The organism is Sphingopyxis sp., assembly GCF_035998905.1.
Lineage (GTDB): Bacteria > Pseudomonadota > Alphaproteobacteria > Sphingomonadales > Sphingomonadaceae > Sphingopyxis.
This window is the reverse complement of record NZ_DASYHG010000010.1, coordinates 115,552-128,786: the sequence shown is the minus strand read 5'-3', so window position 1 is coordinate 128,786 and position 13,235 is coordinate 115,552. Positions and strand designations below refer to the sequence as shown.

15 protein-coding genes are annotated in these 13,235 nt (G+C 64.7%); 9 read left to right on the top strand and 6 right to left on the bottom strand.

The window, feature by feature from the left end; genetic code table 11:
- Position 1: 1 nt before the first annotated feature.
- Positions 2-418 (top strand): Lrp/AsnC family transcriptional regulator, encoded by a 417-nt coding sequence (locus VGN62_RS04525; RefSeq protein WP_327451551.1) that lies wholly within the window; start codon positions 2-4, stop codon positions 416-418.
- On the opposite strand, the gene VGN62_RS04520 is transcribed toward VGN62_RS04525, so the two are convergent.
- On the bottom strand, positions 415-783 hold the full coding sequence (locus VGN62_RS04520; RefSeq protein WP_327451550.1) for a RidA family protein: 369 nt from the start codon (positions 781-783) through the stop codon (positions 415-417). The genes VGN62_RS04525 and VGN62_RS04520 overlap by 4 nt on opposite strands.
- Positions 784-1,017: 234 nt before the next feature.
- Here VGN62_RS04520 and VGN62_RS04515 point away from each other — a divergent pair, with 234 nt between their 5' ends.
- The 3 genes from VGN62_RS04515 to VGN62_RS04505 are packed head-to-tail and all read left to right on the top strand — an operon-like array spanning position 1,018 to position 2,000.
- Complete coding sequence (locus VGN62_RS04515; RefSeq protein ID WP_327451549.1) at positions 1,018-1,344, top strand: metalloregulator ArsR/SmtB family transcription factor; 327 nt, start codon at positions 1,018-1,020, stop codon at positions 1,342-1,344.
- Complete coding sequence (locus VGN62_RS04510) at positions 1,341-1,766, top strand: SRPBCC domain-containing protein (RefSeq protein ID WP_327451548.1); 426 nt, start codon at positions 1,341-1,343, stop codon at positions 1,764-1,766. The genes VGN62_RS04515 and VGN62_RS04510 overlap by 4 nt, the downstream gene beginning before the upstream one ends.
- A gap of 18 nt (positions 1,767-1,784) precedes the next feature.
- Positions 1,785-2,000 carry a hypothetical protein gene (locus VGN62_RS04505; protein ID WP_327451547.1) on the top strand — a complete coding sequence of 72 codons (216 nt, stop codon included), beginning with the start codon at positions 1,785-1,787 and terminating at the stop codon, positions 1,998-2,000.
- A 4-nt stretch (positions 2,001-2,004) separates the two neighbouring features.
- Here VGN62_RS04505 and VGN62_RS04500 read toward each other — a convergent pair whose 3' ends face one another.
- The gene (locus tag VGN62_RS04500; protein ID WP_327451546.1) at positions 2,005-2,928 is read right to left on the bottom strand and encodes a crotonase/enoyl-CoA hydratase family protein; all 924 of its coding nucleotides are present in this window, start codon (positions 2,926-2,928) and stop codon (positions 2,005-2,007) included.
- Between the two features lie 208 nt (positions 2,929-3,136).
- Between VGN62_RS04500 and purC the strand changes: the two genes are divergently transcribed.
- Positions 3,137-3,916 (top strand): phosphoribosylaminoimidazolesuccinocarboxamide synthase, encoded by a 780-nt coding sequence (purC, locus tag VGN62_RS04495; RefSeq protein WP_327451545.1) that lies wholly within the window; start codon positions 3,137-3,139, stop codon positions 3,914-3,916.
- A gap of 69 nt (positions 3,917-3,985) precedes the next feature.
- Here the strand turns inward: purC and VGN62_RS04490 are convergent, their stop codons facing one another.
- Positions 3,986-5,980 (bottom strand): lipoxygenase family protein, encoded by a 1,995-nt coding sequence (locus VGN62_RS04490; protein WP_327451544.1) that lies wholly within the window; start codon positions 5,978-5,980, stop codon positions 3,986-3,988.
- Positions 5,981-6,215: 235 nt separating this feature from the next.
- On the opposite strand from VGN62_RS04490, the gene VGN62_RS04485 reads away from it, so the two are divergent.
- From VGN62_RS04485 to VGN62_RS04470, 4 genes are all read left to right on the top strand, one after another.
- The gene (locus tag VGN62_RS04485; RefSeq protein ID WP_327451543.1) at positions 6,216-7,286 is read left to right on the top strand and encodes a GGDEF domain-containing protein; all 1,071 of its coding nucleotides are present in this window, start codon (positions 6,216-6,218) and stop codon (positions 7,284-7,286) included.
- A 42-nt stretch (positions 7,287-7,328) separates the two neighbouring features.
- Positions 7,329-10,223 carry a M16 family metallopeptidase gene (locus VGN62_RS04480; protein ID WP_327451542.1) on the top strand — a complete coding sequence of 965 codons (2,895 nt, stop codon included), beginning with the start codon at positions 7,329-7,331 and terminating at the stop codon, positions 10,221-10,223.
- A gap of 17 nt (positions 10,224-10,240) precedes the next feature.
- Entirely contained in the window at positions 10,241-10,786 is a 546-nt protein-coding gene (locus tag VGN62_RS04475; RefSeq protein WP_327451541.1) for a Slp family lipoprotein, read from the top strand.
- 92 nt (positions 10,787-10,878) lie between these two features.
- A complete protein-coding gene (locus tag VGN62_RS04470; protein ID WP_327451540.1) occupies positions 10,879-11,658 on the top strand; it encodes a hypothetical protein in 780 nt (259 codons plus the stop codon).
- 49 nt (positions 11,659-11,707) lie between these two features.
- Here VGN62_RS04470 and VGN62_RS04465 read toward each other — a convergent pair whose 3' ends face one another.
- From VGN62_RS04465 to VGN62_RS04455, 3 genes are all read right to left on the bottom strand, one after another.
- Complete coding sequence (locus VGN62_RS04465) at positions 11,708-12,127, bottom strand: addiction module antidote protein (protein ID WP_327451539.1); 420 nt, start codon at positions 12,125-12,127, stop codon at positions 11,708-11,710.
- 225 nt (positions 12,128-12,352) lie between these two features.
- Positions 12,353-12,835, bottom strand: a complete 483-nt coding sequence (gene bfr, locus VGN62_RS04460; protein ID WP_327451538.1) for a bacterioferritin — start codon at positions 12,833-12,835, stop codon at positions 12,353-12,355.
- A 101-nt stretch (positions 12,836-12,936) separates the two neighbouring features.
- A complete protein-coding gene (locus tag VGN62_RS04455) occupies positions 12,937-13,110 on the bottom strand; it encodes a (2Fe-2S)-binding protein (protein WP_293643429.1) in 174 nt (57 codons plus the stop codon).
- Positions 13,111-13,235: the final 125 nt, after the last annotated feature.

Sequence of the window (13,235 nt, the reverse complement as noted above, 5' to 3'; positions counted from 1 at the left end):
TATGGACGCGATCGACCGGCAAATCGTGGCGATGCTGCGCGACAACGCCCGCCTGCCATTGAAGACGATCGCCGCGACCGTGGGCCTTGCGCGCAGCTCGGTGCGCGAGCGGCTGACCAAGCTGGAAGCGGCGGGCACGATCGGCGGCTATCACGCGCATATCGTCGACGAGGGCGCGATCGCCGCGATCCTGCAGCTGCGGCTCGCGCGCACGCCTTCGCCCGATATCGTCGCCACGGTAACGGGCATGGCCGAAGTCGCGCGCTGCTATTCGCTGAGTGGCGAGATCGACCTGCTCGTCGAGATCGAGGCGGCCGACGCGGCGAAGCTCAATGCCGCGCGCGACCGGATCGCGCTGATCGCGGGGGTCGAGGATGTGACGACCGCGCTGATCCTGAAACGCGACAAGGATCGCTAGGCGGCGGCGATCGCTTCGATTTCGAGCAGCCAAGCGGCGTCGTAAATGTCCGCGATGATGATCGTCAGCGCGGGAGAATGGCCGCCCAGAACCTCGTGCCGCACGCGGTAATTCGCCTCGCGATATCGCCGGTCCGACAGGAAGACGGTGACCTTGACCAGGTTCTGTAAGGCCATGCCGCCCGCCTTGAGCTGCGTTTCGATATTGCGCCAGACGAGCCGGCATTGCTCCTCGAAACCTGCCGGCACCGCATCCTTTTCGTCGACCGGAATCTGGCCGCTGACGAACAGCCAGCGCGTCGGCGCTTCGACAAGATGCGCCTGCGCATAGGAAACGCCGGTGGGGTTGATCGCGCGGTTGGGCATGACGGGCCTTGCTATTGCGGAGGACGGGGCGGCCAATCCCGCCAGCATCCCCGCGCACATGATGCGGCGCGAGGGATGGAGCAGGGGCGGGCCGGGCGGGTTCACCGTCGTATCTAGGGCGAAAACGGGCGCGCACTCCAGCGTCCGATCGGCGGCGCGGCCGCCGCATGGGCGGCGCTTGACATTCATAACTCACTGGCTATGGAATAACTCATAGCCAGTGAGTTATGAATTATGACGCAGCCTTCACCCGACCTCCTTTTCAAGGCACTCGCTGACCCCAGCCGGCGCGCGCTCTTCGAGCGGCTGTGCCTCGAAGGCGAGCAGACCGTGGGGACGCTCACCGCGGGCGCGGGCATCTCGCAGCCCGCGGTGTCGAAACATCTCGGCATTCTCAAACAGGCGGGGCTGGTGCTCGACCGGCATCAGGGCCGCCAGACGCATTATAGCGCGCAGCAACGCGCACTCGCGCCGCTCGTCGACTGGACGGGGCGCATGAACCGCTTCTGGGAAGCGCGGTTCGACGATCTCGAAGATTTGCTCAAAAGGATGGATCAATGACCGATACCGAGGTGCGCAGCGTGACCGTGGAACGCGAAATCCCGCATCCGCCCGCAAAGATCTGGCGCGCGCTGACGACGCAGCACCTGATCGAGGAGTGGCTGATGAAGAATGACTTCGGCCTCGACCTTGGCCATCGTTTCCAGCTCCGCGGCGACTGGGGGAATGTCGATTGCGAGATTCTCGAGGTCGAACCGGAGCGGAGCCTTTCCTACACATGGAATTATGCGCACGAGGACCCGGCCTATCGGCTCGACAGCACCGTCACTTTCACCCTCGAACCGACGCCGGCTGGCACACTGCTGCGCATGGAGCAGGTCGGCTTCCGCCCCGACCAGAAGCAGGCGTTCGGGGGCGCCAAGGGGGGCTGGAAGATTCACTTCGAAAATCTCGAGAAGGTCGTGGCGGGCCTCGATGCATAATCAAACAGGGAGAAGATTATGAACTGGAGTCTGTGGATCCGGCAGTTCCACCGCTGGGTATCGATCGTCTTTTCGGCGATCGTGCTCGCGATTTTCGTGACGCTCGGGTTGGGGCATCAACCGGTCGAGTGGGTCTATTACCTGCCGCTGCCGCCGCTTTTCCTGCTCATGTTCTCGGGCCTCTATATGTTCTTCAGGCCGTATTTCAGGAAGCGCGGCGGCGCGGCGGGCTGACCGCTCAGCTATAGGGCGGAGTATCCTCGAACTCGGCGAACCAAGGATAGTCGTTCGCGACGCTGACGGTGAAGTTCGCGGGGCGCTTTTCGAGGAAGCTCGACACGCCCTCGGCCGCATCGGCGCTGCGCCCGCGCGCGAAGATCGCGCGGCTGTCCCAGCGGTGCGCGCTCATCGGGTGCGGCGCGCCGAGCATCCGCCACAACATATGGCGGGTGAGCGCGACCGACACCGGCGCGCTGTGCTCGGTGAGCTCGCGCGCCTTCGCGATCGCGGCGTCGACGAGCTCGCCGGGCGCATGCACCGACTGGACGAGGCCCTTTTCATGCGCCTCGGCGGCGTCGATCAGCCGCCCCGAATAGCACCAGTCGACCGCATTCTGGATGCCGACGAGCCGCGGCAGGAACCAGCTCGACGCCGCTTCGGGAACGATCCCGCGCCGCGCGAAGACGAAGCCATAGCGCGCGGTCTCGCTCGCGAGCCGCGCGTCCATCGACAGCGTCATTGTCGCGCCGATGCCCACCGCGGCGCCGTTGATCGCGCCGAGCACCGGCTTCTTGCAGTCGAAGATGCGCATCGAGACACGCCCGCCCGAATCGCGGATCAGCGGGTGCGACCAGTCGATCGTGCCGTCGGCGGCGACGGGGCTTGCCGATATGCCTTCGGGCAAAGTCGCCGCCTTGTCGGTCCGCTTGTCATAATCGAAGGTCGCGGCGCCCTGACCCAAGTCGGCGCCGGCGCAATAGGCGCGGTCGCCCGATCCGGTGAAGATCACCGCGCGTACGCCGTCGTCGGCATCGCATTCGTCGAGCGCGGCGACGATTTCGAGCATCATCTCGGTCGTGAACGCGTTCATCCGGTCGGGGCGGTGCAGCGTCAGCAGCGCGATGCCCTCATGCTTGTCGAGGCGAATCTGGTCGAAGCTCATCCATCTCTCTCCTTGGTTTCGGGCCAGCGTCGCAAGCGATGGCGCCGAGTGCAAGCACTTTACGTAAACGTAAGGAGAAGCGTGTCATGCCGGGGATGACGCGCCCGACCTTTGCCGCTATAGGGCGCGCGACCGCCCCGGCGCCGCGCCTCTGTCTGAGTCGCTTGGCCGGGGTCATTCATTTGGTTCCGACAGAAAGTTGACCGCCATGGCCCGTCGCCGCCAGATTTACGAAGGCAAAGCCAAGATCCTCTACGAAGGCCCCGAACCGGGCACTTTGATCCAGTATTTCAAGGACGACGCGACCGCGTTCAACGCGCAGAAGCGCGGGACGATCAACGGCAAGGGCGTGCTCAACAACCGCATTTCTGAGCATGTCTTCACCCTGCTCGGCAACATCGGCGTGCCGACGCACTTCATCCGCCGTCTCAACATGCGCGAGCAGCTGATCCGCCAGGTCGAGATCGTGCCGATCGAAGTGATCGTGCGCAACGTCGCCGCGGGCACGCTGTCGAAGCGCCTCGGCATCGAGGAGGGGACGCAGCTTCCCCGCACCTTGATCGAATATTGCTACAAGGACGACGCGCTCGGCGATCCGCTCGTCGCCGAGGAGCATATCGCCTGCTTCAACTGGTGCAGCCAGGACGAGCTTCACGACATCCAGGACATGGCGATCCGCATCAATGACTTCATGTCGGGCATGTTCGCCGCTGTCGGTATCCGCCTGATCGACTTCAAGCTTGAGTTCGGGCGTCTTTACGAAGGCGATTTCAGCCGCATCATCCTCGCCGACGAGATCAGCCCTGACGGCTGCCGCCTGTGGGACATGACGACGAACGAAAAGCTCGACAAGGATCGCTTCCGCCGCGACCTCGGCGGCGAGGTCGAGGCCTATCAGGAAGTCGCGCGCCGGCTGGGCCTGATGCCCGAGGGCAGCGAAAATGCCGTGCTCGACCTTGAGAGCCACCGCAAGAAAAAGGGCAGCTGATCCCGGCGTATGCCGAACCAGCCGCACGACAAACGGACCCCGGCTTTTGCCGGGGTACCTATTTGTGCGTCAGATATTGATGCTCGTCGGGATCAGGCTCGGCTGCAGATAGGGATAGGGCTGCATCCGCTCCGCGTTGCGCTGCACGATCTCCGCCTCGACGCCCTTGAGCGCCGCCTGGAACCAGGCGAGCGGACCTTCGGCGCCCGTGACGCGCGGGTCCTGAAACCATTTGGGATAGGGAAAGGCGTTGCTGCGATAGTCGCCGAGCGGCCGGTAATGCACCGACCCCAATAGTTCGAGCACGTTCAATTGTTCGAGCGCGAGCGCCATCGGCGGCATCATCGCAAGCCAGCCCGCCTTGTCGTGCCCGCGCTGGCCGTTCGGCGCCGCCTGCCAGCCAGCGCCGGTGATCGCGGGCGCGAAGGCCATGATGTCCTTTTGCGGGAAGTTGACCGCGGCGTGCTGCGCGCTCGCGGTGAACATCACCATCGCGCAGATCTCGGCGAGCTGCGCGCGCGTCGCGACCGGACCGAAACCCTTGATCTTCGCTTCGCCGGCGAGGCACGCGGCCCATGCGGCGAGCTCGGTATCGGCGACGACGTCGGCGTCGTGCGCGTAATAAAGGTCGACATATTGGCGCGCCCATTCGTGGATCGCGTCCCACACGAGCAGCGCATCGTCGCGGTACGGATAATCTTCGAGCGCCGATTCGACGCCGACGCCGCGCGCAGCGAAGTCGGCGCGCGGCATCTTGCCGTAAAAGTCGAACGCGAGCCGCGCGTCGACCGCGGCAAGCTGGCTCGAATTGATCGTGCCCGCGAAAATATGGTCGATCGGGCCGTCCGCGGCGATCAGCGAGGTCGCCGCCGCTTCGTTGATGAAGAGCGTTCCTTCGAAATGCGGGACAAGCAACGCCCAGATCGGGTGCACCTCGGCAAGGTGGCGGTGCGTCGCGACGGCGAAGGCCTCGATCACGAGATGCGTGCGTGCGAGATGGGTGAAGAGCTCGTGATAATTGCCGTCGGCGACCGCGACGACGAACTTCGCCATCTCCCATCCCCATTGCTTGTCGGCGACGGCGGAGGGCGTGAAGATCGCATAATCGATCGGGTCCTGTCCGCACTGGATCGCGACGGGAACCAGCGACGATCCGCCCGGCGGGATCGCGAACAGCGCCATCGGCTGCCAGGCATATTTGGCGAGGCCGCCGTAGGTGCCCGGATCGAGTATTTCGAGCGGCTTGTAGTCAAGCAGGAAGAGGCGTCCGTCGGCGAGCGCGGCGCCGAGCGTGTCGCCGTTGACGACCGCGCTATATTTGGCGGCGCTGAGCGGGAAGTTGGCGGGCAGCGCGTCGCCGACCGCGGCGATCAGCATATTGTTCGGTCCCTGCACGCGCAGCCGGGCAAATTCGCTGTCGTCCTGGAAGGTATAAGAGATGCCGGGCACAGGCAGCGTCGCGAACAGCGCGCGATACGCCTCGATGCTCCGCGGCGTCTTGCTGCCGAGTCCGGCGACTTCCGCTTCGTCGACTTTCATCAGCTCTTCGAGGCGATCCTTGTAGCCCTTGAGCAGCGCGGCATGCGCGTCGCGTTCGGCGGCGGCGACGGCATTTTCGACATCGCCGACCAAGCGTTCAAAGATGTTGCCCCCGCTATGAACGCCATGCTCGGCTGCGATCTTCGCCGTCGAGGCTTCGATCGCGTCGCATTCGGCGAGCGCGGCTTCATATTCGGCGCGCGGGCTGTCGAGTTCGCCCTTATCCACCCCGCCGAGCTTCACGGTCAGCGCGTTGCGCACGATGTCGATCCCGACGCCGATCAGGATCGCGAACCAGGCGATCGTCGGTTCGTCATTCTTCGGCACGCTGGTCGCGAGCGGGACGCCGGGCAGCGTCGGAACATCGGTCGTCCACGTATAGATCGCCTGCGTTCCAGCGAGCTGGGCCGCGCGCGCGGCCTGCTGCGCGGGCGTATCGTCCTGCGGCAAGGTCGGATCGCTTGCCGGCATCGGGACGGCGGGCACGGTGGTGGGCGAGGTCAGCGGCGGCATCGGATAGGACATGGCGTGGCTCCTGTCGGGCGCGGAAAATTTGGCGCCGCTTGTCGCCGGACATGGTTAATATTTCGCAAGTCATCACTACGGGCTGCACCGCCTAGGTATGTGATAAGACGAGGTTTCGATCCTTAACTCCTGCTTTACCCGCGCTTGCTATCCCGCCCCCATGACGGGGGTCTATCACTGGTTGCAGCGGCGGTTTTTTCCGCCGATTCCGGACGCAATTCGGGACGATGTCGCGTTGCTGCGCGCCAATCGCATCGAAACGCTGACCCCGATGCTGTTCCTGATGCTGGCCGCGACGACGCCGACCGCGATCTATGCGGGGGTCGAGACCGTCCATCCCGTCGTCCGCATCGGCTTTCCGGTGGCGCTCGCGATCATCGGCGTACTTGGTTTCGCCGTTCTGATGCACAATCGCGGGCGGCGGATGAGCGTGCGCCGCGCGCGGCGGATGATCGCTGAATCGACCTGGCTGTCGGGCACGACCGGCGCGATGTGCAGCAGCTGGACGGTGATGAACTGGCTCGCCGCGCCGCCCGAAACGCACAGCTATTACGCAATGGTCATGGCGATGGGTTCGCTCGCGACCGCCTATTGCCTGTCGTCGATCCGTTTCGCGACCTTCGTCAACCTGCTCATCGGGCTCGTGCCGATCTCGTTCCTGATGCTGACGTCGGGGATCGCGCCCGAAATCGCCGCGGGCACCAGCCTTGTCGTGGCGACGATCTTCCTCCTCCGCATGATCCTGCAGCAGCACGACCAGCTGATCGACTTGCTCGAACTCCAGCACCAGATGCGCGACCTCGCGCACACCGATCCGTTGACGGGCGTCGCCAATCGCCGCGCGTTCGACATGCGGCTCGACGAAGAAATTGCCAAGGCCGACGAAGCCAGCCCTTTTGCGATCGCGCTGCTCGACCTCAACGGGTTCAAACCGATCAACGACCAGCATGGCCATGCGATCGGAGACGGCGTGCTGTGCGAGCTCGCCGAGCGGCTCCGCCGCGCGTGCGGCGACCATGCCGTCGTGGCAAGGCAGGGTGGCGACGAGTTCGCGATCCTCGTGCCCGCGGGGTCGCCCTTGCTTGAAACCGCGCTCGCCGACCATATCCTCGCCGCGCTCGCCGCACCCTATCGGATCGGCGGGCAGGCGATCGGCGTCGGCGCGGGGATCGGCACCGCTTATTGGCCCGAACATGGCGACAGCGCGCGCAAATTGCTCGAGGTCGCTGACCGCGCGCTTTATGCCGCCAAGGCAGCCGGCCGCGCTCCCATGTCGTCCGTCGAAAGCGTCGGCCGCGTCGCGTAACGATGGCTTGACCGGCTGCGGGGCTGCGGTCACATCTTCGCCATGACCAAATCCCTTGTCCGGCGTGCTTCGACCGCGCTGTCGCCCCTCGTCTTCCTCATCGCCAGCACCGCCCCGGCCCACGCGAAGGAAGCACCTGCCAAGGCTGCGGCGCCCGCGGCGGTCAACCCGCAGAGCGAAGCCGCCAAGGCGTGGAATTTTGCGCCCAGCGACGTCCCGGTCGATGCGAACATCGTCTTCGGCGTACTCCCCAACGGGATGAAATATGCGCTGCTCAAGAACAGCACGCCGAAGGACAGCGTCGTGTTGCGCATGCGTTTCGCGGTCGGAAGCTTTGCAGAGGCCGAGGACCAGCGCGGGCTTGCGCATTTCCTTGAACATATGGCGTTCAACGGGTCGAAGGGCGTTCCCGAGGGCGAGATGATCAAGCTGCTCGAACGCAAGGGCCTTGCCTTCGGCGCCGACACCAACGCGTCGACCGGGTTCGACGAGACGATCTACAAGCTCGACCTGCCCAATGCGTCGGACGATCTGATCGACACCGGGCTGATGCTGATGCGCGAGACGGGAAGCGAGCTGACGATCGATCCCGCCGCGGTCGATCGCGAGCGCGGGATCATCCTGTCCGAACGCCGGGCGCGCGACACCTACCAACTGCGCAACCTGATCGACCAGCTCGATTTCCAGATGAAGGGGATGACGGTCGCGAACCGCATCCCGGTCGGCACCGAAGAGGTGATCAAGATCGCGCCGGCTGCGCGGCTGCGCGACCTCTACGATCGCTATTACCGTCCCGAACGCGCGACCTTGGTGATGGTGGGCGATTTCGACCCCGCGGCGGTCGAGGCGAAGATCAAGGCACGCTTTTCGGACTGGAAGGGCCGCGGACCCGCGGGCGCCGATCCCGATATCGGCAATGTCGATTATAGCCGCGCGGCGGCCGCCGACGATTTCATCGATCCCGCGATCCAGGATTCGGTGACGATCGCGGCCTTCAAGCCGTGGACGCTCGATCCCGACACCAAGGCAAAGCGCGCGCGCAAGCTGGCCGAGGATATCGGCGAGGCGATCGTCAGCCGCCGGCTCGCGAAGATTGCGCTCAATGAGGATTCGCCGATCCTCACCGGCTATTTCAGCGATGCCGAGGGCTGGAAGAAATTCGACCAGGTCACCGTCGGCGTGGTCGCCAAGGAGGGCGCGTGGAAGGACGCGCTCGCGCTCGCCGAACAGGAACAGCGCCGCGCGGTCCAGCATGGCTTCACGCAGGCCGAAGTCGACGAGCAGCTCGCGAACCGGCGCACCGCGCTCAAGAACGCCGTCGCGGGCGTGACGACGCGGCGCAGCGATGCGCTGGCCGACACGTTGATCGGCGCGGCCGAGGGCGATTTTGTCGTCGTGCGCCCCGAAACCTCGCAGGCGCTGTTCGAGGCGGCGGCGCCGTCGCTGACCGCCGCCGCGGTCACCGCCGCCTTCCGGGCGCGTATGGAAGGATTGAGCCCGCCGCTCGCGCGCGTGTCGGCGAAAAAGCCGATCGACGGCGGCACCGGCGCGATTCTCGCGGCGCTGCGTGCGTCGACCGAGGTCGCGGTCGCGGCGCCGACCGAGGCGGCGAATGCGGCCTTCGCCTATGACAATTTCGGCACGCCGGGCAAAATCGTCAGCGACGAACGCGTCGACGACCTCGGCATCCGCCGCATCCGTTTTGCCAATAATGTGATGCTCAACATCAAGACGACCGATTTCCAGAAGGACAAGGTCATGCTGTCGCTGCGCGTCGACGGCGGCAGCCTGCTCGCGACGCGCGACGACCCGACGAAGGTTTCGCTCGCCAGCTCGATCATGCTCGGCGGGCTCGAGGCGCACAGCGTCGACGAGCTGCGCTCGGTGCTCGCGGGCAAGACGGTCAGCCCGGGCTTCGGCATGGGCACCGATGCCTTCGGCGGCAGCGCGCTGACCTCGCCCGAGGATTTTGCTCTCCAGGCGAAGCTGATGGCGGCCTTCCTGACGCATCCCGGCTACCGCCCCGATGGCCTCGCGCTGATCCGCCGCGTGCTTCCGCAGCAATATGCTGCGAACGACGCGACCCCGGCCGCGGTGCTCGGGCGCGATGCGGGGGGTATTCTCGCCAACAATGACCCGCGCTCGCAGACGCCGCCGCTCGACAAGATGATGACGCTCGACTGGGCGCAGCTCAAACCCGTCGTCGCCGACAGCTTCGCGCATGGCGCGATCGAGGTCGGCGTCGTCGGCGACATTGGCGAACAGGCGGCAATCGATGCGATCGCCGCGACCTTCGGCGCGCTTCCCGAACGCCGCGCCGCGTTCGATCCGCGCACCGATGCGCGCGTTCGCCAGTTCGCGACCGACCGCAGCGAGCGGACGCTGATCCACAAGGGGCCGGCCGAGCAGGCGGAGCTTCGCGTCTATTGGCCGGCGCGCGACGACAGCGATCTGGGCGAAGCGATGCGGCTCAACCTGCTCGCGCGCGTGATGCAGCTGATGCTGACCGAGGAACTGCGCGAAAAGCTCGGCGAAAGCTACAGCCCCGGCGCGGCGGCGAGCCTGTCCGACGAATTCCCCGGCTATGGCCATTTGTTTGCGGCGAGCAATGTCGACCACAAAGATCTCGCGACGACGCGCGCCGCGATCTTCGCGATCGCGAAGGAATTGCGCGACAAGCCCGTCGACACCGACCTGATCGACCGCGCGCGCAAGCCGCTCGTCGAGGCGATGGTGAAGTCGCGGCGCGAGAACAGCTATTGGTTGAACTATGTCGCCGAGGCGACGAGCCACGCCGACCGCCTCGACCGCAGTCGCAAGGGCATCGGCGAGGTCGAGGCCGCAACACCCGCCGAGTTGCAGGCGCTCGCGAAACGCTATCTCGTCGACGACAAGGCGCTGGTGATCAAGGCGGTGAGTGACAAGGCGGCAAAGTAGCGCGCGAGGTCAAGGCGATGTCACGTCTGCGCGCGATGGCGGCCGGGGCGATGCTGTTCGGCTTGCCGATGACGGCCGGGGCTTCGGATACCGCGGTCGCCGAAGCCGGTCCGGACGCGGCCGCGATCGTGCGCGAGCTGGAAGAGCTGAAAGCGGCCGAGGTAACCGGACTCACGCCCGACGCGGCGATGGACGCGCAGCATATCGGTGCGCGCGTGCGCTGGGCCGGCGGCGTCTACGCCATCGACGGGCGCTGCCTGACGATCAATTTTGCGCACAGCGGCGATTATGGCGAGCCGCGCTGGACGCCCGAGCCGACGTACCAGAGCTTCGTCGCTTGCGGCGACGGCGTGTATGACCCCGACCTTGTCCACCTCTATACCAATGTCACGGTCATCGGCCGCGTCGCCGGCAAGCGCTATATCGGCATGGGCGGCGGCGGCTCCGACGGTGCGCTGGTTGACCTCGAACGCCTGTACCGCTGGTCCGACTGCCTTGCCGGAGACGACAGTCCGGTGTGCAGGCAGGGGTTCCTGACGGCCGCGCCGATTTTGGGGGAGTAGGGAGGGAAGGTCGGTTGCGGCCGATTGCGGACGCTGGGATTTTGGTGTCTACCTGTCTCCAGGTCTATCCGGCGTGCGGTGATCGGATGAATATGAGGGTCTACCCAATTCGAAGCCTCTCTCTGCTGCTGGGCAGCCTGGCTGCAGCTTCGTGTGTTGCCAGTCCAAACATAACGGAACGCGATCGGGCAACGGCTTCGTTACATTCGCCGTTGCTTGCGCCGGAATGGGGATGGCGCTGCTCGGCACGGTTCGACGTTGAAGGCCGCCGTGTCACGATTTGGCGCGATTTCGATGCTTCCGGCAAGCCAAGCTCTTACCAGATTCAGACCTTTGAAAACGAGCCGAATGGCACATATTGGACGATAGGTCCACGTCCCGACGGGGCTCCGAAGGGAGAAGCGTCATCTGGGGATACAGGGCGCAGCGAAGCAGAGGTTCTGCGGAACGGCCCTGACTATGTGCACATTAATTATCCCTGGCACACCGAGGTCACAGGGCCTGTTTATGCCCATTTCTGGGGTGATGGAACCTATGTGGGCGCCGAGCGGCTATTCAGCGCAAAGGAAGTGCGACGCTACACCGAACGGGACGGGAAGATGGGCGGCCTTAGCGGAGGGTTGTCGCAGGGGCCAATCATGAAAGCGCTGTACGGATCGCAGGCTTGGATGTTCAAAGTCACCGATGCGACCGGAAAGGAACTGACATCCGGCATCTTTCGGCCCCCCGATCTCGCCCGCGCCGTCACTGAATATCGGGTTTCCCGTGCTGAGATCGAGAAACTGGTTACGGAGTTTCGCACGGACTTCGAAACACGAATTCGCGGTTCGGCAATATGTGCCGCGCACGATGACCCTGCGAATGGAATCTGATGGGCTCTAGCAGGAATGGCGGATGTCCATTTCCCACCCCAAGCGGCACTTAAACCCGCCCCGGCGCCCGCGCGCGGATGAAATTCTCGAGCGCGACGAACAGCATCTCGCGCGCATCGCTGCCGAGCATCTCGGCGGTCAGCCAGTCGAACTGCACGCGGTCGCGGCGCGACGCGGCGCCGACCATCGCGGCGAGCAGCGCCTCGTCGAAGCTGACGCGGGGGCAGCAGGGCGGGGCGACGGCAAAGGGTTCGGGCCAGACATGGCCGATCGCCTCGACAACCAGCCGATAGCGCCGCGCGGCGAGGATATTGCCCCAGCGGCGTTCGAGTTCGGGCATCGGATCGCGCTCGCTGCGGCGGCAGAGGATGCAGTAACGCAGCGCGAGGACGGCCTGCGCGGCCTCGACCGACAGGTCGCGCACCAGCGGCTGCTCGGTCAGTTGGCGGATCAGCTCGCTGCTTTGCATGAGGTGTTTTCTCCCGGCCCGTGCAGTCCTTCTGTCCGTCTTTTGGGAAAAAGATGCCGGCCGCTTTAAGCGCAACTGGAAGTTGCAGCGGCCGGCAGGAGGGGACTGCTCCACCTTGCTATTGAGAATTATTCGCAAATACAAGCGAAAAAAGAGGCGCCCGAAAGCGCCTCTCTTATCAACGGCTTAGGGTGTGGACTTGGCTCCCGCGCCGCCGAATCGCTGTCAGTCGTCGCTCACCGGCTTCGACTGGAGCTGGATATAATTTTCGAGGCCCATGCGCTCGATCATCTCGAACTGCTTTTCGAGCTCGTCGACATGATGCTCTTCGCTTTCGAGGATGTCGGAAAAGAGGTCACGGCTGACATAGTCGCGCACGCTTTCGCAATGTGCGATCGCGTCGCGGAGCAGCGGGATCGCTTCTTCCTCGATCGCGAGGTCGGCCTTCAGGATTTCCTCGACCGTCTCGCCGACGCGCAGGCGGCCGAGCAGCTGGAAATTGGGGAGGCCGCCGAGGAAGAGGATGCGGTCGGCCAGCTTGTCGGCGTGCTTCATCTCGTCGATCGACTCTTCGCGCTCGAAATGCGCGAGGCGCGCGACGCCCCAATTGTCGAGCATGCGATAGTGCAGCCAGTACTGGTTGATCGCGGTCAGCTCGTTCTTGAGTGCCTCGTTGAGGAAGTCGATGACTTTTTCGTCGCCCTTCATGGTGTCTGTCCTGTCATTTTTGTCTTGGAATGGGGTGGGCGCATTATACGCGCCCCGGCCCCATCAGGCCAAGGTCAAAAATGGCAGAAAACCAAGAAAAATCAGGCGGTCGCGGCGACGTCGCTGATGATATTGCGAGCGAATGACAGGCACTGTCCGCACTTGGGTTTGCGACCCAGTTGCGCATAGGCAGCCTTGGCGCACCGCAATTGGCCGCTCCGCGCGACATCGCGCAGCTGGCTTTCCTTTATTGCGTTGCAGACACAGACGACCATGTGCGAATCCTTCTCAACAAGGTCGATGTAGGGATAGTGCGAGGGATTCGCAACAGGAAAGATGCGACTGGTTCGCAATCCGAACAGCCATATTTTTCGTGCGGCCAGCCTTGCCCGAAAAGTGA

What these genes read in the sequence shown, in the direction of transcription:
- VGN62_RS04525 (WP_327451551.1), top strand. Translation starts at nt 2, where the DNA reads ATGGACGCGATCGACCGGCAAATCGTGGCGATGCTGCGCGACAACGCC.
- VGN62_RS04520 (WP_327451550.1), bottom strand. Translation starts at nt 783, where the DNA reads ATGCCCAACCGCGCGATCAACCCCACCGGCGTTTCCTATGCGCAGGCG.
- VGN62_RS04515 (WP_327451549.1), top strand. Translation starts at nt 1,018, where the DNA reads ATGACGCAGCCTTCACCCGACCTCCTTTTCAAGGCACTCGCTGACCCC.
- VGN62_RS04510 (WP_327451548.1), top strand. Translation starts at nt 1,341, where the DNA reads ATGACCGATACCGAGGTGCGCAGCGTGACCGTGGAACGCGAAATCCCG.
- VGN62_RS04505 (WP_327451547.1), top strand. Translation starts at nt 1,785, where the DNA reads ATGAACTGGAGTCTGTGGATCCGGCAGTTCCACCGCTGGGTATCGATC.
- VGN62_RS04500 (WP_327451546.1), bottom strand. Translation starts at nt 2,928, where the DNA reads ATGAGCTTCGACCAGATTCGCCTCGACAAGCATGAGGGCATCGCGCTG.
- purC (WP_327451545.1), top strand. Translation starts at nt 3,137, where the DNA reads ATGGCCCGTCGCCGCCAGATTTACGAAGGCAAAGCCAAGATCCTCTAC.
- VGN62_RS04490 (WP_327451544.1), bottom strand. Translation starts at nt 5,980, where the DNA reads ATGTCCTATCCGATGCCGCCGCTGACCTCGCCCACCACCGTGCCCGCC.
- VGN62_RS04480 (WP_327451542.1), top strand. Translation starts at nt 7,329, where the DNA reads ATGACCAAATCCCTTGTCCGGCGTGCTTCGACCGCGCTGTCGCCCCTC.
- VGN62_RS04475 (WP_327451541.1), top strand. Translation starts at nt 10,241, where the DNA reads ATGTCACGTCTGCGCGCGATGGCGGCCGGGGCGATGCTGTTCGGCTTG.
- VGN62_RS04470 (WP_327451540.1), top strand. Translation starts at nt 10,879, where the DNA reads ATGAGGGTCTACCCAATTCGAAGCCTCTCTCTGCTGCTGGGCAGCCTG.
- VGN62_RS04465 (WP_327451539.1), bottom strand. Translation starts at nt 12,127, where the DNA reads ATGCAAAGCAGCGAGCTGATCCGCCAACTGACCGAGCAGCCGCTGGTG.
- bfr (WP_327451538.1), bottom strand. Translation starts at nt 12,835, where the DNA reads ATGAAGGGCGACGAAAAAGTCATCGACTTCCTCAACGAGGCACTCAAG.
- VGN62_RS04455 (WP_293643429.1), bottom strand. Translation starts at nt 13,110, where the DNA reads ATGGTCGTCTGTGTCTGCAACGCAATAAAGGAAAGCCAGCTGCGCGAT.